This is a genomic window from Paucimonas lemoignei (assembly GCF_004342585.1).
GTDB classification, from domain to species: Bacteria; Pseudomonadota; Gammaproteobacteria; order Burkholderiales; family Burkholderiaceae_D; genus Paucimonas; species Paucimonas lemoignei.
In genome coordinates this window covers 61,468-78,686 of the sequence record NZ_SLZQ01000011.1, presented here as the reverse complement: position 1 = coordinate 78,686, position 17,219 = coordinate 61,468, and the positions used below count along the sequence as shown (strand labels likewise).

Below are 17,219 nucleotides of genomic sequence, written 5' to 3'. Positions count from 1 at the left end.
AGTGAATCACAGCAGCATGAGTAAAAAAGCAGCAGGCATGTTAAGCATTCCGGTCGGCGCGGCATTGTGCTGGATTTACCTGGTGTGGGGCAGCACTTACCTGTCCAACCGGATTGCGCTGGAAAGCATGCCGCCTTCTCTCATTTCCGGCATCCGATTTTTGATTGCGGGCAGCGTGCTACTGCTGATCAGCGCATTATCCGGCGCGCGGTTGCCCAAGCTCGGCGAGTGGAAGGTGGCCGCCGTGCCAGGCGTGCTGATGATCGCCATTGGACAAGGATCCATGGTCTATGCCGGACCAATGCTTCCCTCGGGGATCATTGCCTTGCTGTTTGCAATGTTGCCGATCTGGACCACGCTGCTGCAGTGGGCCATGCCGGGCGGCACGCGGCCAAGCGCCGGGGTGCTGGCCGGGCTGTTGCTGGGCAGCGCGGGCATGGCCTTGCTGGTGGGTCGCGGCAGCGGCGCGGGAACGCACTGGCAGCTTGAAGGACTGGTGGCGGTCGTGCTCGGCACGCTGTCGTGGGCAGTCGCGGCCCTGTATATGAAGCGCAGGGCGCCGCAAGGGTCCGCCCTGCAGGGCGCGGCGATGCAGATGCTGACCGGCGGCGCTTGCCAGATCCTGGTTGCCACGCTGTGCGGGGATTGGCAAACCTTCTCGTTTGGCCAAATCACGCCCCGCTCGGGCTGGGCGGTCACTTATCTGGTTATCGTCGCCAGCGTGATTACGTATCCAGTCTATAACTGGCTGGTGAAGGCGGCGACCCCTACCCTGGTTGCGACCTTTGCGTTCGTCAATCCGGTGGTCGCGCTCTATTTGGGGTGGCTGGTGCTGGATGAAAAAATGACTGCGCTGATGGTGCTGTCTTCGGTATTGATCGTTTGCGGGGTGATTGCCATCACGTTTGCGCAGGCGAGGGCGAATCGGGGCGACAGGTTGGCCTTGGCGGAAAAGGCGGCCGGGGCGGGAAAGCTGCAAGGGTCCGGGATCTGATCCAAGCCAGGCGTCTGCGCCCTACATCCCCAAACAAACCTCATGCACCTGCTGCCGTAGCCACTGGTGCCCCGGATCTTCATGCGCGCGCTCATGCCAGTACTGCCCGACCGGGATGTCGGCAAGCGGCATCGGCAGCTTGATTTCCATGAGTGGAAAACGCGCCAGCAGCAGATTGGCCAAACGCTTTGGGCACGAGGTCAAATAATCCGAATGCTCCAGCAACAACAGCGCCGCCAGGTAAGTAGGCACTCGCACTGCAATGTGCGGCTCGATCTCGACGCCGTCTTTTTCCTTTAACTGTTCCCACGGCAGCCAGTGGCCGTAGGGGTTCACCAGCACATGCGGGTAGCGGTTAAGCACCTGCAGGCCGAGCCTGCTCCTGGCGGCCGGGTGCTGGCGCCTGCCGAGCAAGACCATGCTTTCGTCGAACAGGCGCTGCTGCCGGGTCGGCCCGGTCAAAAATGGCAAGCCGCCGATCGCCAGGTCCGCTTCGCCTTTGGCCAGCGCCGCGGCAAAGTCGCCGCTGTCGTGTTTGGCGACCACATGCAGGGTCACGCCAGGCGCTAGTTGTTGTACGCGCACCATCACGGCAGGCAGCACGACGGCGGCCGAATAATCGCTGCAGATCAGCGTGAAGCGCCGGTTCGATAGCCTGTAGTTGAAGGACGCTTCCTGCAGCGCGCTTTGCAGCAAGCCGAGCGCCTGCCTGACTTGCGGCGCAATGCTGTCGGCATAGGTGGTTGCCACCACGCCCTGGCCGGCGCGCACGAATAGCGGCTGGCCGAGCGCGTCGCGCAAGCGCCCGAGGGCATTGCTGACGGCGGATTGCGAAATGCCCAATTCCTTTGCCGCCTTGGACAAATTGGATTGCGCATATACCACGTCGAACACGCGCAACAGGTTCAAATCGAGCTGATGCAGTTCCATCAGTTATTTACGCTGTAAATAGCAGTTATCAAGATTGTTGAACATTATAAATGGCTCTGACATGCTGGCTGCAATAAAAAAGGAGCCACTCATGTGGAAAGAAATCGCCCCTGACATGCGCCGTCAGCTGATCATCGTCCTGGGATTGGGACTGCTCTGCGGGTGGGTGATGGGCGCGCAGTTTTATGTAGCACGCCTGGTGCATCAATTAAACGGCAGCGCGACAGTCGCCGGCATGTTGCTGGTGATGTCGCTGCTGCCGGTGCTGCTGGTGGCGCTGAATGGTCGCCGCATTGCGGCGCGCTGGACCTTGCGCCAGCAGTTGCGCATGGGGCTCCTGTGTTACGCCGTGCAAATGGTGTTGCTGGCCAGCGCGCCCAATCTTGCCTGGTTGATTCCGGCGATGCTGCTTTCCGGCTTTGGCTATGCCTTTGCCTTCGGGCCGCTATTGACCAGTGCAACAGACGCGGCGCCCAAGGCCTATTATGCGCAGGCCATCTCCTATATCAGCTTGTCGGTGCAACTGGGTATCGGCACTTTCAGCATCATCGCTGCAATCGCAGAGCCGCAGTTCGGCACGCGCGGCATCTTTTGGCTGCCGCTCGCCTTGGCGCTGGTGGCGATGGTGTTTTGCCGGTATCTGCCGCATGCCAAGGCGCTGCCTGCGGATGCTGCCGATGATGCGAAGAAGCCGCGCCATGCCGGCTCCATGTTCGAAGTGTTTATCCTGATGGCGATCCTGGGCCTGACCTTCGGCTTGCCGCTGCAATTCGTGCCGATGTGGCTGGGTGCGTCGCGCGAACTGAGTTTTTCGCCGGGATATTTTCTGACGACGACGTTTTTCACCATCATGACCACGCGCATATTCTTCGGTCATTGGCTCAATGGCGAGCGCGAGCAGCATGTGGTGAAAACCTGCTTTACCGTCGCGGCCATCGCCATCGCGGTATTGGGCTTTGCGCATTCCCCCTTGCAGTTTGCGCTATGCGCCATACCCTATGGCGCGGCATACAGCCTGCTGTATCCGAGTTGTATGGCGTATTTGATCAAGCAGGTGGATGAGGCGGATCGCGGCGTACGTTCGACCTGGGTGCTGCTCGCCTTCGAAATCGGCACGCGCTGCCTGCCCTTCTTGTTCGGTATCATTGCGGACCATGGCGGCTTTCCGCTCACCTTCGAAATCCTGGCCGTATTGATCGCGGCAGCCGGAGTCTGGCACGTTATCAAGCGCTTCAACCTGTGGCGGCCGGCGGCGTCTGTGCCGCTCGCCGATTAGTGACGGGCTCGCACCTGACCGGACTCGCGCCCGAATTACCGGCACGTTACAAAGCACGTGACATGCCTTGCAGGCGTTGAGAGCCTGGCAAAGAAAAAGCCCGCAACAAGCGGGCTTTTTTACTGGTGTTTCTGCCGACGCTAACGGCACCGGACAGACCGATGAAGCCGGAAGCGGCAACTCAGTTTTTGCGCGATTTACGGCGGGAAGCCGCCAAGCCTGCCAGGCCAAGTCCGAGCATTGCGATGGTCGCCGGTTCCGGAACATCGTTGGAAGGTGTTTCGTTGTAAACCAGATTGTCGAAGCTAGGCCAGAAACCATTGGTAGCGGCAAAATCGATATAGCGAACATTCGCCACGGTATTGGAATAGGTGATCCATTGGCGATCCGTCGGAATGGTGATGAATGCATCGAGCAGCACGTTCATGCTAGCGTCAAGCAAGCGCATGTTCAGGATGCTCCCCGAGCCGCCATTGTAGTTATTCCAGGGATCGTAGTTGAAGTCGATGCTGTTGAAAACAAATGGGCTGGCAGCCGTAATAGTGTGGCCTTGATCGTAATACTCGAGATAGGGCCTGCCGGCATCGTGAAATTCAATGTTACTGGACAATTGGAAGCCATTGGCCGCAGCAGAGGAAGCACTATCAAACGTTTCAACAGCAGCATGAGCGGAGGCAGCGAAAAAGCTGAATCCCATCAGCAAAGTTGCAAGTATGCGTTTCATGAAATTTCCCTTGGGTTAATTTTTTATTAAGAGATCGCATGAAAAGCAATTTTTGCACCAAGAATTTAACTTCCTGTAAAAACAATTACTTAAGCACTTTTCCTTTCCAAATTCCGCCCTGCATGTAAGTTAATTCGACATTTCATGCAGCCGAAGCGTTTGGGAACTTGGCGTATAAGCGAGGGACGTGGCGCTGTTGCGCCCGCCGTCCAGTTTCAGATATTCCCTTTGCGATGCGGCTTTGGTTTTGCCTTGCTGGGCGCTGCACCGCCTTTGCCAAACCCTTTGCCTGATACTTTGTCGCGCAAGGATTTTTCCTGCACGCGGCGGTCGCCGCCTCTCTTGGGGGCGCTGAAGGTCGGCTTTTTGGCGCCGCCTGGACCAACGTTGCCCATTGCCGCCCCGGCATGGCTGATGCGCAGCTGGTGTCCGGCAACCATGACGGTCTTGAGCTGTTCGAAGATTTCCTTCGGCATGCCTTCCGGCAGATCGAGCACGCTGTGGTCATCGAAGATCTCGATGCGGCCAATGTACTTGGCCTCGAGCCCGGCTTCATTGGCAATCGCACCGACGATATTGGCGGGTTTGACGCCATGATTGTGGCCGATCTCGATACGGTAGGCTTCCATGCCGACTTCGCCTTTGCCCTTCCCTTTGTCTGCATGCGCTTTCCTGGGTGCAGCCGGGCGCTCGCTTGCCTCAAGAGCGCCGGGTTCCTTATGGCCCGGCTTTTCAGAGGGGCGGGCGACGCCGTCGCTGGCTGACCTGTCGCTTGATGACTCCAGCTTTGCCGGCCTTTCTTTTGCCAGCTTTTCTTTTACCGGCTTGTCGGTCGTCGCCTTCTCGGCTGCGCGGCCTTTATTACCTGCGGGCTCATCCGCCGCCAGAGGCGCTTCGCCGTCGCGGCTGATGCGCAATTGTTTGCCGGCGACCCATACCGTCTGCAATTGCTGCAAAAGCGCGGCCGGCAAATCGTCAGGCAAATCGAGCGTGCTGTAATCGTCATAGATTTCGATGCGGCCGATATGCTTGGAATCGATCCCCGCTTCATTGGCAATGGCGCCGACGATATTGCCGGGCTTGGCGCCTTGCCGGTAACCGACCTCGATGCGGAAGGTCGCCATGCCGGGATCGGGTTCGCGGTGGACGCGCTCCTTGGGCGCGCGTGCCGGGCGCTCGGCACGGTCGAAACGTTCTCCTCGTTCACCGCGCTCGAACCTGCCGCCCGCGGCCATCCGGTCATCCGACCAGGATTTTTCCGCCTGCGGCTCGCGCTGGTTTTTATCCAGCAGCAGCGGCACATCGCCGCGCGCAATTTTCGCCAGCGCGGCGGCGATTTCCAGCGCCGGAACATTGTGCTCGCGCTCGTAATCCTCGATCAGCGACTGGAACACTTCCAGTCCGCCGGCTTCCAGGGTGGCGGTGATCTGCTCCTTGAAGCGGGCAATGCGCACATCGTTGACCGCCTGGATGGTCGGCAGCTCCAGCGGTGACACCGGCTGGCGCGTGGCGCGCTCGATCACCTTCAACATGCCGCGTTCGCGCGGGGCGATGAACAGGATCGCTTCGCCGCTGCGGCCGGCGCGACCGGTGCGGCCGATGCGGTGGGTATAGCTTTCCGGATCGTAGGGCACGTCGTAGTTGATGACATGGCTGATGCGCTCGACGTCCAGCCCGCGCGCGGCCACGTCGGTGGCGACCAGGATATCGATCCTGCCGTTTTTAAGCTGCTCGATGGTGCGCTCGCGCTGCTGCTGCGCCATGTCGCCATTGATGGCTGCCGCCGAAAAGCCGCGCGCCTGCAGTTTGCTGGCCAGCTCTTCAGTCATCAGCTTGGTGCGCGCGAAGATGATCATGCCGTCGAAAGGCTCGGCTTCGAGGATGCGCGTCAGGGCGTCGAGCTTGTGCATGCCGGAGACCAGCCAGTAGCGCTGGCGGATGTTTTCAGAAGTCGTGGTCTTGGCGGCAATCGTCACTTCGGCGGGATTGCGCAGATAGGTTTGCGCGATGCGCTTGATCGCCGAGGGCATGGTCGCGGAAAACAGCGCGGTCTGGCGCGATGCCGGCGTTTCTTGCAGGATGGTCTCGACATCGTCGATGAAACCCATGCGCAGCATTTCATCGGCTTCGTCCAGCACCAAGGTCTTCAATTGCGAGAGGTCCAGCGTGCCCTTTTCCAGGTGATCGATGACCCGGCCCGGCGTGCCGACCACGACATGCACGCCGCGGCGCAAGGCGGAAAGCTGCGGACCGTAACTCTGGCCGCCGTAGATCGGCAACACCTGAAAGCCGGGGATATGCGTGGCGTAGCGCTGGAAGGCTTCGGCCACCTGGATCGCCAGCTCGCGCGTCGGCGCCAGCACCAGCGCTTGCGGCGCGCTTTGGCGGCTATCGAGGCGCGCCAGGATCGGCAAGGCGAAAGCGGCGGTCTTGCCGGTGCCGGTTTGCGCCTGCCCCAGCACGTCGCGGTTGGTCAGCAGCACCGGAATGGTGGCGGCCTGGATCGGCGATGGCGCTTCGTAACCGAGTTCCTGCAGCACGCGCAACAAGGGCTCGCCCAGTTTCAGTTCGGCGAATGAAGCGGCAGGCGCTGTGGAAGGTGTGTTGCTCATGGTTGCAGGCATTCGAAAGGAAAATTAATGAGGGACAATTGAGAGGGCTACAGATAGACCGCGCAGGCCGCCATTGTAACGCGGCGGGCGCCTTGAAGCTAAGCTTACACAATGTGGCGCGAGGTGCCATGGCTAGCCAATCCGTATATGATGTGATGCAAATATTGCCGCCCATTGTTCGCCACCTGCCCGCCGTTTATGAATGACCTTGCCGCTTTACAGACCGCCCTCTTCCAATTTCGCGACGAGCGCAACTGGAAGCAATTCCATACCCTGAAAAACCTGATCGCCTCGGTCAGCATCGAAGCGGCGGAGCTGTTGGAGCTGACGCAGTGGAAAACCGATGACGAGATGCAGGCAGCCAAGAATGACCCGGCCTATCGGCAGGCACTGCAGGAGGAATGCGCGGATGTGCTGATGTATCTGTTGCTGGTGGCGGATGAAGCCGGCTTCGATTTGCTGGAAGCGGCAGCCGCCAAGCTGAAGAAGAATGAACAGAAGTACCCGGTCGGCCTGGCGTATGGATCGGCGAAAAAATATACGAAGCTGGCTGAAGATTAACCGGTGCCGGGTACCAGGTACGGGCACAAGGAAATTTATATAAGCGCCATGCATGGCTCGCGTTAGGAACGAAGTCTGGTGCTATAGTCAAGTCACCACCACCGACAAAGAAGGAGGCTGCCATGGATACCCTGGAAGAAATCAAGCAAAGGGCGGATTCCTGGTATGACTTCATGTTGAGTGAAGTCGATAAAGCCGTGCAGGCAGCCTGGAATGACGCCGCTCCCGCGCCGCAGCAGAAAGACATCTCGCCGCACTAGCCTCCACTTTTTCTCCATCTTGTTGTCATTGCCGCCATTGCTGGGTATAGAATCGGATCACGCATCGTCCCAGATCGACAACAACAAGGAGGATTGGTATGCCTTCCGGAAAAATCCTGGTCGCCCAAGGCGGCGGCCCCACTGCGGTCATCAATCAATCCCTGGTCGGCGTGACGCTCGAAGCGCGACGCTTTAAGCAAGTCGAGCGGGTGTACGGGGCGCGGCATGGCGTGCGCGGCATCATCAATGAAGACTTCGTCGATCTCACCCAGGAAACCAGCCACAACCTGGAACTGGTCGCCAACACGCCTTCTTCCGCGCTGGGCTCCACGCGCGACAAGCCGGACCTGAAGTATTGCCAGGAAATTTTCCAGGTGCTGCGCGCGCATGAGATCGAGCACTTCTTTTATATAGGCGGCAACGATTCCTCCGACACGGTGCGCATTGTCAGCGAGGAAGCGCGCAAGGCCGGCTATCCGCTGCGCAGCATCCACATCCCCAAGACCATCGACAACGACCTGGTCGGCAATGACCACACGCCCGGCTTCCCCTCGGCGGCGCGCTTCGTGGCGCAAGCCTTTACCGGCGCCAATCTCGACAATGCTTCGCTGCCGGGCGTGTATGTGGGCGTGGTGATGGGGCGGCATGCCGGCTTTCTGACTGCCGCCTCGGCGCTGGGCAAGAAATTTCCGGACGATGGCCCGCACCTGATCTATCTGCCGGAGCGCACCTTTGTCCTGGAAAAATTCCTGGCTGATGTGAAAGCGACGTACGAGCGCTTCGGCCGCTGCGTGATTGCCGTCTCCGAAGGCATCCATGATGTATCCGGCGCGCCGATCGCCAGCCTCCTGGCCAAGGAAATGGAGCACGATGCGCACGGTAATGTGCAACTCTCCGGCACCGGCGCGATGGCGGATTTGCTATGCGAGGAAATCAAGTCCAAGCTCGGCATCAAGCGGGTGCGCGGCGATACCTTCGGCTACCTGCAGCGCTCCTTCATCGGCTGTGTCTCGGACGTCGACCAGCGCGAAGCCCGCGAGGTCGGGGAAAAGGCAGTGCAATTCGCCATGTGGGGCGACCGCGACGGCTCAGTCGCGATCAAGCGCACCGGCTATTACTCGGTCGAGTACGAATTGCTGCCGTTGGAGGCGGTAGCCGGCAAGACGCGCGTCATGGAAGATGAATTCATCACTGCCAGCGGCACCGATATTACCGATGCCTTCCGCTTGTATCTGCGCCCGCTATTAGGCTCGGGCATGCCGGATGCGTTTCGCTTGCGGCATAGTCCGGTTGCCAAGGTGAGGGATCAGGGTTGATGCTTATCCGCGCCGATGCCTGCGCGATTTGATTGCACCATGGCATAAGAGACACGGATTGCTCAAGCCTTTTGCAATTCCTTCTTTGCTAAATGCAGAAGTGACCTATAAAGAATGAGTCACTGCACGGTGTCGGAAGGAGATGCAAATGGCCAAATATCTGATCGAGGTGAATTACATCGGTGATGGCATAAGCGGGCTGTTGAAAGAAGGCGGGACCAAGCGCCGTGCAGCCGTCGACCAGTTGTTCGAGTCCGTGGGCGGCAAAGTCGAAGCCTATTATTTTGCGTTCGGTGAAAGAGATGTCTTTATCATTGGCGACCTTCCGGACAATGTCACCGCCACCGCGCTTGCCTTGCGGGTCAATTCGACAGGCACCGCCTTGTGTAAAACGACGGTATTGCTCACGCCTCAAGAAGTGGACGAAGCCGTGAGGAAACCTGGAATGTACCGGCCCCCCGGCTATGATCTTGACCAGGCCGAGGCTGCCTGGGATTACGAAGGCGGCCATCTCTCCTCGGACCTCTCTGACAACTCTTAACTGCTGTGAGGGCAGATCAATCGGCTGCAGTTTGCGGTACGCAACTCGCGCATGGCGTGCGCCCGTAAACGCAAAAGCCCGCATCAGCGGGCTTAGCGAATCCATCCGGATCAGGTTAGTCACTTCTGGAGGGTACCCATGCTATCTGCGTGGTGTCCCGGTCCGATGACGTGACTAGTTTTTTATTGCTGATGCATCGAATCTACCCAAGGCAGGCCCGATGCCGGCGCAGTGCCGCTGTCATCTATTAGATGACGCGGATATTGGTGGCTTTCTCGCCTTTCGGACCGGTGCCGCGCTCGAACGAGACGCGCTGGTTTTCAGTCAGGCTCTTGAAGCCGGTCGATTGAATGTCCTGGAAATGGGCGAACAGGTCGGCGCCGCCGCCTTCCGGAGTGATAAAGCCGAAACCTTTAGCGTCGTTAAACCATTTTACTGTGCCAGTTTGAATACTCATGTGATTACCTTGTAAAAAAATTAAGGGTTGAAACCCGGAGATACACGCGGGAGACCAAGAGAAATAACCGAAGGGATTCAAACAGGAATAGTTCTGAAACGAACTAGACGGGAGAGAGACCGACAATAAAACGACTTGAACTGCACGTGCAAAGCTCAATATACAGGTAATCCTGCGAATCACCTACACATATTTTCATTTAGCGTTGATAGCAATAAACATTGGTAAAAGCCCATCGCCGTCACAGGATGCGCGTTATCTTGTCATGATCGCGATGCCTGCATCCTCATCTTCACATCACGCTTTTCCACCGCCATAGCCTAGGAAGCGCAGCGTGCACCACAGGCCTCAACCGCCATAGGTTGACCTGTTACACTGTCTTCCTACTCTAGGATTCTATGACTACCACTTCATTTTCCAGCCTGCCGCTGGCGCCTGCCATGCTGGCCAATCTCGACTCGCTCGGCTATCAAGAGATGACGCCGATCCAGGCGCAAAGCTTGCCCGTCGCCCTCGAAGGACGCGACCTGATCGCGCAAGCCAAGACCGGCAGCGGCAAGACGGCGGCATTCGGCATCGGCATCCTGCATCGCTTGAACCCGACCTGGTTCGCGATCCAGGCGCTGGTCTTGTGCCCGACGCGCGAACTGGCTGACCAGGTATCGAATGAGTTGCGCAAGCTCGCGCGCTTTGCCGACAATATCAAGGTGCTGACGCTGTGCGGCGGCGCGCCGATGCGCCCGCAAATCGCCTCGCTCGAACACGGCGCGCATATCGTGGTCGGCACGCCGGGGCGCATTCGCGACCATCTCGGGCGCGGCAGCATCAATCTCAATACGATCCAGACGCTGGTGCTGGATGAGGCCGACCGCATGGTCGACATGGGCTTTCAGGAAGAGATTGCCGGCATCGTCAGCGCCTGCCCGGCGCGGCGCCAGACATTGCTTTTTTCCGCGACCTACCCGGACGATATCCGCAAGCTAAGCAGTCCGTTCTTGCGCGACCCGGTTGAAGTCGCGGCGGAGACGCAGCACGCGGAAGGCCAGATCGAACAGCGATTCTATGAAATCGGTTATGAAGAGCGCCACACGGCAGTCGCGGGGCTCTTGCACCATTACCAGCCGGTGTCGACGCTAGTCTTTTGCAATACCAAGATCCATTGCCGCGAGCTGGCCGAGTATTTGCGTGAACAGGGATTTTCCGCGCTGGCGCTGCATGGCGACCTGGAACAACGCGAGCGCGATGAAATCCTGGTGCTGTTTGCCAACCGCAGTTGTTCGGTACTGGTGGCAACCGACGTCGCCGCGCGCGGCCTGGATATTCAAACGCTGGGCGCAGTGATCAATGTCGACGTCTCCAAAGACGCCGAAGTGCATGTCCACCGCATCGGCCGCACCGGGCGCGGCGGCGAAAAAGGCCTGGCGCTGTCGCTATGCGCGCCGAATGAAAAGAAATGGGTCAAGCTGATAGAGGAATACCAGGCCAAGCCGGTGCAATGGTTTGATTTGCCGGCTTATGATGAGGCACAGCCCAACAACTTGCGCGCGCCGATGGTGACCGTGTGTATCCAGGGCGGCAAGAAGGATAAGCTGCGTCCAGGTGATTTGCTCGGAGCCTTGACCGGCGAAGTTGGCCTCACCAAGGAACAGGTGGGCAAGATCAATGTCTTTGAATTCATGACCTATGTCGCGCTCGACCGTCGCGTTGCCGAGCGGGCGTTTGCGGCGCTATCCAAAGGCAATATCAAGGGGCGCAATTTCAGGATGCGCTTTATCGGCGTATAAAATTTTGCCGGCGTAGCAGCGTGATGCGCCGGCTTTGAAAGGACAAAGCAATGGCCAAGAAAGAACAACTCGACCCGGAAACCGAAGCGCTGATTGCCTGGTGCATCGAGGTTGAAAAACACCTGGTGGCGGGTGGCGCCACGCTGGAACAGGCGCAAGAACATATCGAGGAAGAGGTCGAATGGTTCACCGACCAGTTCTATGAAGGCTTGACGCCGGAGGAAGCGGCCAAGGCGGCGTTGAACGGCTGACCAAAGAAGCTTAGAACTTCTCCACGCTGAACATCGCCGCGCCATTTTGGTAAGCGATGTTCTCCACCACGTCACGCGGCAATTCCGTTATTGCGGCGCAAATGAAAGCGGATAAACGTTTCACAAGGCTCGGTGTCGAATGCTTATAGCTATGCAACATTCACTCTTGCCTGGAAGCGAATGCCGCTACTGAACAAACATCTAGCCCACATCCTCAAGCACCCGGGTGCATTTTTACTGCAGGCAGCGAAAAGCTTCCTGGCCAATAATGGCTTACTGCTGGCCGGCGCCGTGGCTTACTACGCCATGCTGTCGCTGGTGCCGCTCTTGATCTTGATTGTCATTGCACTCTCCCACGTGGTCGACCAGGCGGAACTGCTGGATACGGCCGGGCGTTACCTGGAGTGGCTGGTGCCGAGCCAATCCCGGGCCGTGATCGAGGAATTGCTGAATTTCCTGGATAACCGCTCGGTGATCGGCTGGGCTCTGCTGGGCAGCATGCTGTTTTTCAGTTCGCTGGCATTCTCGGTATTGAACCAGGCGATGTCGATCATTTTTTACCATCGCTTTGCCAAGCGCCGGCGCCACTTCCTGATTTCAGCGCTGCTGCCTTACAGCGCGGTCCTGCTGTTTGGTATCGGCCTCTTGCTGCTGACGATGCTTGTCCATGGCGTGGAAATCATGAGCGAGCATGAACTGGTGCTGGGCTCACGGCACTGGAGTTTGGAACGCGTATCGGGCTTGCTGCTGTATCTATTGGGCCTGGGCGGTGAAGTGCTGATGTTTACCCTGATTTACTGGTTCATGCCGGTCGGCCGCCTGTCGTTTCAGCATGCCCTGATCGGCGGCGTGACGGCAGCGCTCCTGTGGGAAGGCGTGCGGCGCGTGCTGTTGTGGTACTTCGCCCATCTCTCGCAAGCCAGCGTCGTGTATGGCGCGCTAACCACGGCGGTGGTGCTATTGCTGAGCCTGGAACTTGCCGCTACGTTGTTGCTGTTTGGTGCGCAGGTAATTGCGCAGTACGAGCTCATGACCGGCAGCGCCAGCGAATTGCCGAATGGAGAAAACAAAAGCTGATGGCTTACCTGGGAGTGAGAATCGAGAGAATCAGCTTGAGCTGTTTTTCTGTCGTCGTCCCGTCCAGGATGGCATAACCGACCCAGGCGCAATACGTCCATTGCGCGAGCGTGAGCGCTTCCTCCTTCGACCAGCCGACCGCGCGCAATAACTTCGCAAGGTAATCGATCCGCTCTTGATCGACCCTGGCTCGCACTTCTCGTACATTCGTATTGTTCAACGACCATGAACGGATCGCCCGGTCCAGCTTGAAGTCTGCATACGCCGCCCCGGTGATCCAGGTGCGTAGTTTGGTAGTGGGATCAGACTCTTCTTTTTCCAGGTATTGAATCGCTTCTTGCGTGTAGCTGTGTTCCCACTCTTCCAGCAAGGCTGCCTGGTAATCCTCGAGATTCTTGAAGTGCCAATAAAAGCTCCCCTTGGTCACGCCCAATTGCTCGGCAATCGGCATGATCCTCAAACCTTCCGGCCCTACTTCTGCCAACGTTTGCAAGCCGGCGGTGAGCCAGCGCTGTCGATTCAGTTTGTCATCCATGACATCACCATACCTCAAGGTATTGACAATGACAAGACTTGATGGAATGATGACCATACCTTACGGTATGGAATACCATTTACCTCTCACAGGAGCGCAGCATGGAAGCGATACGCGTTGTCGGAATGCCGTCGATCTGGGGTTTGCCGAGCCCTAGCCCGTTTTGCCTGAAGCTGGAAACCTGGCTGCGCATGGAAAAGATTCCCTATACCTGCGTGGCGCTTAACAGCATGCCGCAATCGAAAACCGGCAAGGTGCCGTACATCCTGCGCAACGACGGCAGCACGCTGGCCGACAGCAATATCATCATCGCGACACTGGCCAACGAGCACGGCATCGACCTGACCTATGGTGTATCGTCAGAAGAGCAGGCGCGCGCACACCTTATCCTGCGCACGCTGGAAGAAAGCCTCTACTTCGCCGGCGCCTGGGAACGATGGATGCATCCGGAATCCTGGCCGATCACGCGGGCCGGCTACTTTGGCGCGCTGCCGGCCGGAATACGTAACTTGATCGCCGGCCTCGTGCGCCGCAAGATGCGTACCCTGCTGCATGGCCAGGGCGTGGCACGGCATGAACCGGCGCAGATCCTTGCCCTGGCAGCGCAAGATGTGAAAGCGCTCGCGATGCTATTGGGCGAGCAGCCTTTCTTCCATGGCGAGCGGCCGGGAGTGGCGGATGCTTCCGCTTATGGCTTGTTCGCCAATGCGCTTGGCTTCCCGGGACAAAGCGAAATCAGGAATCTGCTTCATCGGCATCCCAAGTTGGTCGAATTTTGCGAACGCATGAAGAGGCTGTATTGGCGCGATGATTCCTCTTCGGAAGATATCGCATTGGTGGAGCAGGAACGCGATAAAAAGATTGCTTGAACTGGAAGTGACTGTTTGCTGCTCATGCAGGGCGCCGCTCGCCAGGCGCCCGACATCCGCTTACGTGGATCGCGCCAACTGCTCCCGCAGCCGCGCCACGTGCCGACCGTGCAAAAGATAGAACGCCAGCATGCATGCGGCAGCCAGCACGGCCATGCTCCAGTACAGGTTACGGTAGCCTGTCTGTGCAATCAGCAAGCCAAGCAGATAGGGACCGAATCCCAGGCTGGCGTCCAGGAAGATATAGAAAGTCGAGGTTGCCAGTCCCATGCGCTCGGGCGCGACCACCTTGATGGCAATCGCGTTCAATGCCGATTGCAGGTTGCCGAATCCTAGGCCGACCAATGCCCCTGCCAGCAGCAATGCCGTCCCGCTTTGGGCGGTGGCCAGCAAGACCATGCCGGCGGCTAGGAACACGCAACAGGGATAGACCACGTATTTGGAGCCCTTGCGGTCGAGCAGCTTTCCCGTCAGCGGTCGCGAGCACAGCACGACAGCGGAGTAGACGATAAAGAAGAAGCTCGCCGCGGTGACAAGATCCAATTCGATGGCGTAGGCGTTAATGAATGTCAGCACGCTGGCATAACACAGGCCGCACAGGAAAGTGACCAGGGCGATGGGGATTGCCTTGGACTCCATCAGGTTCGCCAGCGAGAATTGAAAATCTTTGAGACTGCCGCGCGATGCGCCTTTCGCGGCCAGTCGCAGCTGTGTCGCAGCAAACAGGCCGACGATCGCGACGAGCAGGCAAGCCGCGAATATCCAGTTGAAATCCATATGCTGCAGCAGCCACAGACCGATGAAGGGCCCGCTGGCCGATGACAAGGTGGTGCTGAGACTGTAGTAGCCGATGCCTTCAGCCTTGCGGTGATGCGGAATGATGTGCGCCACGGCGGTGGCGGCGGCCGTGCTGGCCACGCCGAGCGAAAACCCGTGCACGAAACGCACGGCCAGCAGCGTCATGACGGAATTGCTGAGGAAGTACAGGCATGAGGTCAAGGTAAAGGCGATCATGCCGATGATCATGGTCTTTTTCTGGCCAAGCACATCGACAAGCTGCCCGATCACGAGCCGCCCGAGGAAAATGCCAATGACGAAAATGCCGGCAACCAGGCCCGCCTGGCTGAACGACGCGCCATACTGCTTGATGGCGTACGAGCCGATCACCACGATCAGCATGTAAAACACCAGGCCCAAAAGAAAATTGACGCCCGAGACAATGACAAAGTCCCGGGTCCAGAGTCGTGTGGATTGCATAGGAAAAGTGCAGAAATCTAGATGAGGTTTTCGCGAATCTGCTGCAGCACTGCGGCGGTCTGCTCAAGGCGGGCGGCAGCGATGTCTGCGGTGACACGCCGCTCCAGCGCCGAGATCCGCTGGCGGCACTGCGCGTAAACGCCATGGCCTTGACTGCTCAAGGCAATCGCTTTTTCGCGGCGGTCAGTGCCTTGGGCAATCGTAATGTAGCCCAATTCTTCCAGGCGCTGCACGCGCCGGGTAATGGCAGGCTTTTCTATGCCGTAGTGCGTTGAAATTTCTACCAGAGACGCTTGCTCATGCTCATGCAGGTATACCATCACTTGCCAGAGCGAATAGCTCAGGTTGAAGGGATGGAGTAGATCATTGAGGGTTTGGATGAGCGGGCGGTACACCAATAGGTATTGGCGAAAAAAACCTTGCATGGATCGCTAGACCTACCTCGGGCTTTAGTAAACCAGGGTAACTATATGCCTCGGTGCGCTTGCTGTCAAATGATCACATGGTGATAACGCGTCCATCCCTACGCCGGGTACAGCTTGTGAAAAATCCATGACAGGTTAGCCTGTGCGGACAGGGCCTGCATGGCCGCCGTCAGTGATCCGCATCGGCCTTGCCGAGAACGCCGGCCTTATCGAGGGTATAGCGGTCGAAATCGCTGGCCAGGCAAGCCATAGCAATGGTCGCCATGGATATGCGTGATGAAAATCGCACGCAGGGTCGCAAGAGATAGATTGGTATTGAGGATACGGTGCTGCGTGCCCTCACCGCAGTCGACGAGATGCCACTGGCGCGCATTCGGCACCCGCAGTGCCAGGCCCGCGACATTGCGGGTCTTGGTGGGCGTGCCGGATGAGGTACCGAGAAACTGGAATTCCATTGTCAACCTACCATAGAAAATTCCATGATCCGGCAGCAGGGTTGGCTACACTGTGGTCAAGCTCGCATAGCCAGTCCTGCAGCGATAGGCTTAGCTCTTGCCCGGCTTGTCGGCTGCGGGAGTCGGCTCCTGCTTCCCGCCCGTGCCGCCTTCGAGCTGGCGCAGGAATTCCTCATGCGTCAATTGCTTGAAGCCTTCCGGCACCTGGAAGGTATCGTCATTGACCTTGATGCCGGTTTCCATGCTCACCACTTCCTGTCGCAGCGAACCATCCGCATCCACTGTGCGCATTGCCAGGCCCAGTTCGGCGTAACGCCCCATCAGGGTCTCTTGCGCATCGTCGCAGGGCGCATATTGCGTGCCGATGGCGCGGTATTGCTGCTTTTGTTTGGCATGCAGCTGGTGAAAGCCGGCGAGGAAATCCTTCAGTTCGCCGCGCTGCAATGCCTCGCGCGACAGATACGTGTTCAAGCAGAGCTTGCCATTGGCGAAGAGCTGGTAGCGCTGCGTGGCAAAGCCGGCAATTTTCGGCCCCGTGCCTTTGTTCACCAGCTTGACGGTAGCTGGCTTGGCGGCCTTGACCGGTTGCGCTGCTTCGATGGGCGGCTTGCTATTCATCGTGACGGTCTGGCGCGCTTCCGGGAGGATGTAGAGATACTGGTCAGCGCTGGGGTCGATGAGGATATAGTTTTGCGGCTCGGACTGCATGCGGGCTTTGCCTTTTTCAACCGTCATGAGCGAGCGGGCGCCGTTTGGGCCGGCTTCCATCCGGATGACGGTGGCGGCTGTGGCAGCGTTCATCAGCAGGGCGGCGCCGAGCACGCCGAACGACAGGTGGATTGCAATACGCATGGCTTTGTCTCCGGTTTATATTTATGAATGCTGCAGTAAACCA

At 58.4% G+C, this 17,219-nt stretch carries 19 protein-coding genes; 10 read left to right on the top strand and 9 right to left on the bottom strand.

The genetic code is table 11. The features are described 5' to 3' along the window. The first annotated feature begins 37 nt into the window (after nt 1–37). Entirely contained in the window at nt 38–994 is a 957-nt protein-coding gene (locus EDC30_RS15385) for an EamA family transporter (protein ID WP_165973845.1), read from the top strand. A gap of 21 nt (nt 995–1,015) precedes the next feature. Here EDC30_RS15385 and EDC30_RS15380 read toward each other — a convergent pair whose 3' ends face one another. Then, the gene (locus tag EDC30_RS15380; protein ID WP_132259740.1) at nt 1,016–1,924 is read right to left on the bottom strand and encodes a LysR family transcriptional regulator; all 909 of its coding nucleotides are present in this window, start codon (nt 1,922–1,924) and stop codon (nt 1,016–1,018) included. 91 nt (nt 1,925–2,015) lie between these two features. Here EDC30_RS15380 and EDC30_RS15375 point away from each other — a divergent pair, with 91 nt between their 5' ends. After that, on the top strand, nt 2,016–3,200 hold the full coding sequence (locus EDC30_RS15375; RefSeq protein WP_165973844.1) for an MFS transporter: 1,185 nt from the start codon (nt 2,016–2,018) through the stop codon (nt 3,198–3,200). 181 nt (nt 3,201–3,381) lie between these two features. Here the strand turns inward: EDC30_RS15375 and EDC30_RS15370 are convergent, their stop codons facing one another. Both EDC30_RS15370 and EDC30_RS15365 read right to left on the bottom strand, forming a co-directional pair. Further along, nucleotides 3,382–3,924 (bottom strand): PEP-CTERM sorting domain-containing protein, encoded by a 543-nt coding sequence (locus tag EDC30_RS15370; protein ID WP_132259738.1) that lies wholly within the window; start codon nt 3,922–3,924, stop codon nt 3,382–3,384. A gap of 215 nt (nt 3,925–4,139) precedes the next feature. Further along, nucleotides 4,140–6,536, bottom strand: coding sequence for a DEAD/DEAH box helicase (locus EDC30_RS15365; protein ID WP_132259737.1), 2,397 nt, complete (start codon nt 6,534–6,536; stop codon nt 4,140–4,142). 198 nt (nt 6,537–6,734) lie between these two features. On the opposite strand from EDC30_RS15365, the gene EDC30_RS15360 reads away from it, so the two are divergent. The 4 genes from EDC30_RS15360 (at nt 6,735) to EDC30_RS15350 (ending at nt 9,214) form a co-directional block, all read left to right on the top strand. Then, entirely contained in the window at nt 6,735–7,097 is a 363-nt protein-coding gene (locus EDC30_RS15360; protein ID WP_132259736.1) for a nucleotide pyrophosphohydrolase, read from the top strand. Between the two features lie 122 nt (nt 7,098–7,219). Then, entirely contained in the window at nt 7,220–7,357 is a 138-nt protein-coding gene (locus tag EDC30_RS19525) for a hypothetical protein (protein WP_165973843.1), read from the top strand. A 98-nt stretch (nt 7,358–7,455) separates the two neighbouring features. Continuing rightward, nucleotides 7,456–8,673 (top strand): 6-phosphofructokinase, encoded by a 1,218-nt coding sequence (locus tag EDC30_RS15355; protein WP_132259735.1) that lies wholly within the window; start codon nt 7,456–7,458, stop codon nt 8,671–8,673. A gap of 148 nt (nt 8,674–8,821) precedes the next feature. Next, complete coding sequence (locus EDC30_RS15350; RefSeq protein WP_132259734.1) at nt 8,822–9,214, top strand: GYD domain-containing protein; 393 nt, start codon at nt 8,822–8,824, stop codon at nt 9,212–9,214. A gap of 247 nt (nt 9,215–9,461) precedes the next feature. On the opposite strand, the gene EDC30_RS15345 is transcribed toward EDC30_RS15350, so the two are convergent. After that, nucleotides 9,462–9,671 carry a cold-shock protein gene (locus EDC30_RS15345; protein ID WP_132259733.1) on the bottom strand — a complete coding sequence of 70 codons (210 nt, stop codon included), beginning with the start codon at nt 9,669–9,671 and terminating at the stop codon, nt 9,462–9,464. Nucleotides 9,672–10,069: 398 nt separating this feature from the next. Between EDC30_RS15345 and dbpA the strand changes: the two genes are divergently transcribed. From dbpA to EDC30_RS15330, 3 genes are all read left to right on the top strand, one after another. Beyond that, nucleotides 10,070–11,455, top strand: coding sequence for an ATP-dependent RNA helicase DbpA (gene dbpA / locus EDC30_RS15340; RefSeq protein ID WP_132259732.1), 1,386 nt, complete (start codon nt 10,070–10,072; stop codon nt 11,453–11,455). Nucleotides 11,456–11,505: 50 nt separating this feature from the next. Beyond that, a complete protein-coding gene (locus tag EDC30_RS15335) occupies nt 11,506–11,706 on the top strand; it encodes a hypothetical protein (RefSeq protein WP_132259731.1) in 201 nt (66 codons plus the stop codon). Between the two features lie 180 nt (nt 11,707–11,886). After that, the gene (locus tag EDC30_RS15330; RefSeq protein WP_132259730.1) at nt 11,887–12,783 is read left to right on the top strand and encodes a YihY/virulence factor BrkB family protein; all 897 of its coding nucleotides are present in this window, start codon (nt 11,887–11,889) and stop codon (nt 12,781–12,783) included. 4 nt (nt 12,784–12,787) lie between these two features. Here EDC30_RS15330 and EDC30_RS15325 read toward each other — a convergent pair whose 3' ends face one another. Next, nucleotides 12,788–13,318, bottom strand: a complete 531-nt coding sequence (locus EDC30_RS15325; RefSeq protein WP_165973842.1) for a TetR/AcrR family transcriptional regulator — start codon at nt 13,316–13,318, stop codon at nt 12,788–12,790. 101 nt (nt 13,319–13,419) lie between these two features. Here EDC30_RS15325 and EDC30_RS15320 point away from each other — a divergent pair, with 101 nt between their 5' ends. Next, complete coding sequence (locus tag EDC30_RS15320) at nt 13,420–14,187, top strand: glutathione S-transferase family protein (RefSeq protein WP_132259728.1); 768 nt, start codon at nt 13,420–13,422, stop codon at nt 14,185–14,187. A gap of 60 nt (nt 14,188–14,247) precedes the next feature. On the opposite strand, the gene EDC30_RS15315 is transcribed toward EDC30_RS15320, so the two are convergent. The 4 genes from EDC30_RS15315 to EDC30_RS15300 all read right to left on the bottom strand — a co-directional run bounded on the left by EDC30_RS15315 (nt 14,248) and on the right by EDC30_RS15300 (nt 17,176). After that, nucleotides 14,248–15,444: an MFS transporter gene (locus tag EDC30_RS15315; RefSeq protein ID WP_132259727.1), complete on the bottom strand. Its 1,197-nt coding sequence runs from the start codon at nt 15,442–15,444 to the stop codon at nt 14,248–14,250. Between the two features lie 17 nt (nt 15,445–15,461). After that, the gene (locus EDC30_RS15310; protein ID WP_132259726.1) at nt 15,462–15,869 is read right to left on the bottom strand and encodes a MarR family winged helix-turn-helix transcriptional regulator; all 408 of its coding nucleotides are present in this window, start codon (nt 15,867–15,869) and stop codon (nt 15,462–15,464) included. A gap of 206 nt (nt 15,870–16,075) precedes the next feature. Continuing rightward, nucleotides 16,076–16,324: an MBL fold metallo-hydrolase gene (locus EDC30_RS15305; protein WP_132259725.1), complete on the bottom strand. Its 249-nt coding sequence runs from the start codon at nt 16,322–16,324 to the stop codon at nt 16,076–16,078. A 90-nt stretch (nt 16,325–16,414) separates the two neighbouring features. Then, nucleotides 16,415–17,176, bottom strand: coding sequence for a hypothetical protein (locus tag EDC30_RS15300; RefSeq protein ID WP_132259724.1), 762 nt, complete (start codon nt 17,174–17,176; stop codon nt 16,415–16,417). Nucleotides 17,177–17,219: the final 43 nt, after the last annotated feature.

Excerpts from the sequence above, each read along its gene's own strand:
- EDC30_RS15385 (WP_165973845.1), top strand. The coding sequence starts at position 38 with ATGTTAAGCATTCCGGTCGGCGCGGCATTGTGCTGGATTTACCTGGTG.
- EDC30_RS15380 (WP_132259740.1), bottom strand. The coding sequence starts at position 1,924 with ATGGAACTGCATCAGCTCGATTTGAACCTGTTGCGCGTGTTCGACGTG.
- EDC30_RS15375 (WP_165973844.1), top strand. The coding sequence starts at position 2,016 with ATGTGGAAAGAAATCGCCCCTGACATGCGCCGTCAGCTGATCATCGTC.
- EDC30_RS15370 (WP_132259738.1), bottom strand. The coding sequence starts at position 3,924 with ATGAAACGCATACTTGCAACTTTGCTGATGGGATTCAGCTTTTTCGCT.
- EDC30_RS15365 (WP_132259737.1), bottom strand. The coding sequence starts at position 6,536 with ATGAGCAACACACCTTCCACAGCGCCTGCCGCTTCATTCGCCGAACTG.
- EDC30_RS15360 (WP_132259736.1), top strand. The coding sequence starts at position 6,735 with ATGAATGACCTTGCCGCTTTACAGACCGCCCTCTTCCAATTTCGCGAC.
- EDC30_RS19525 (WP_165973843.1), top strand. The coding sequence starts at position 7,220 with ATGGATACCCTGGAAGAAATCAAGCAAAGGGCGGATTCCTGGTATGAC.
- EDC30_RS15355 (WP_132259735.1), top strand. The coding sequence starts at position 7,456 with ATGCCTTCCGGAAAAATCCTGGTCGCCCAAGGCGGCGGCCCCACTGCG.
- EDC30_RS15350 (WP_132259734.1), top strand. The coding sequence starts at position 8,822 with ATGGCCAAATATCTGATCGAGGTGAATTACATCGGTGATGGCATAAGC.
- EDC30_RS15345 (WP_132259733.1), bottom strand. The coding sequence starts at position 9,671 with ATGAGTATTCAAACTGGCACAGTAAAATGGTTTAACGACGCTAAAGGT.
- dbpA (WP_132259732.1), top strand. The coding sequence starts at position 10,070 with ATGACTACCACTTCATTTTCCAGCCTGCCGCTGGCGCCTGCCATGCTG.
- EDC30_RS15335 (WP_132259731.1), top strand. The coding sequence starts at position 11,506 with ATGGCCAAGAAAGAACAACTCGACCCGGAAACCGAAGCGCTGATTGCC.
- EDC30_RS15330 (WP_132259730.1), top strand. The coding sequence starts at position 11,887 with ATGCCGCTACTGAACAAACATCTAGCCCACATCCTCAAGCACCCGGGT.
- EDC30_RS15325 (WP_165973842.1), bottom strand. The coding sequence starts at position 13,318 with ATGGATGACAAACTGAATCGACAGCGCTGGCTCACCGCCGGCTTGCAA.
- EDC30_RS15320 (WP_132259728.1), top strand. The coding sequence starts at position 13,420 with ATGGAAGCGATACGCGTTGTCGGAATGCCGTCGATCTGGGGTTTGCCG.
- EDC30_RS15315 (WP_132259727.1), bottom strand. The coding sequence starts at position 15,444 with ATGCAATCCACACGACTCTGGACCCGGGACTTTGTCATTGTCTCGGGC.
- EDC30_RS15310 (WP_132259726.1), bottom strand. The coding sequence starts at position 15,869 with ATGCAAGGTTTTTTTCGCCAATACCTATTGGTGTACCGCCCGCTCATC.
- EDC30_RS15305 (WP_132259725.1), bottom strand. The coding sequence starts at position 16,324 with ATGGAATTCCAGTTTCTCGGTACCTCATCCGGCACGCCCACCAAGACC.
- EDC30_RS15300 (WP_132259724.1), bottom strand. The coding sequence starts at position 17,176 with ATGCGTATTGCAATCCACCTGTCGTTCGGCGTGCTCGGCGCCGCCCTG.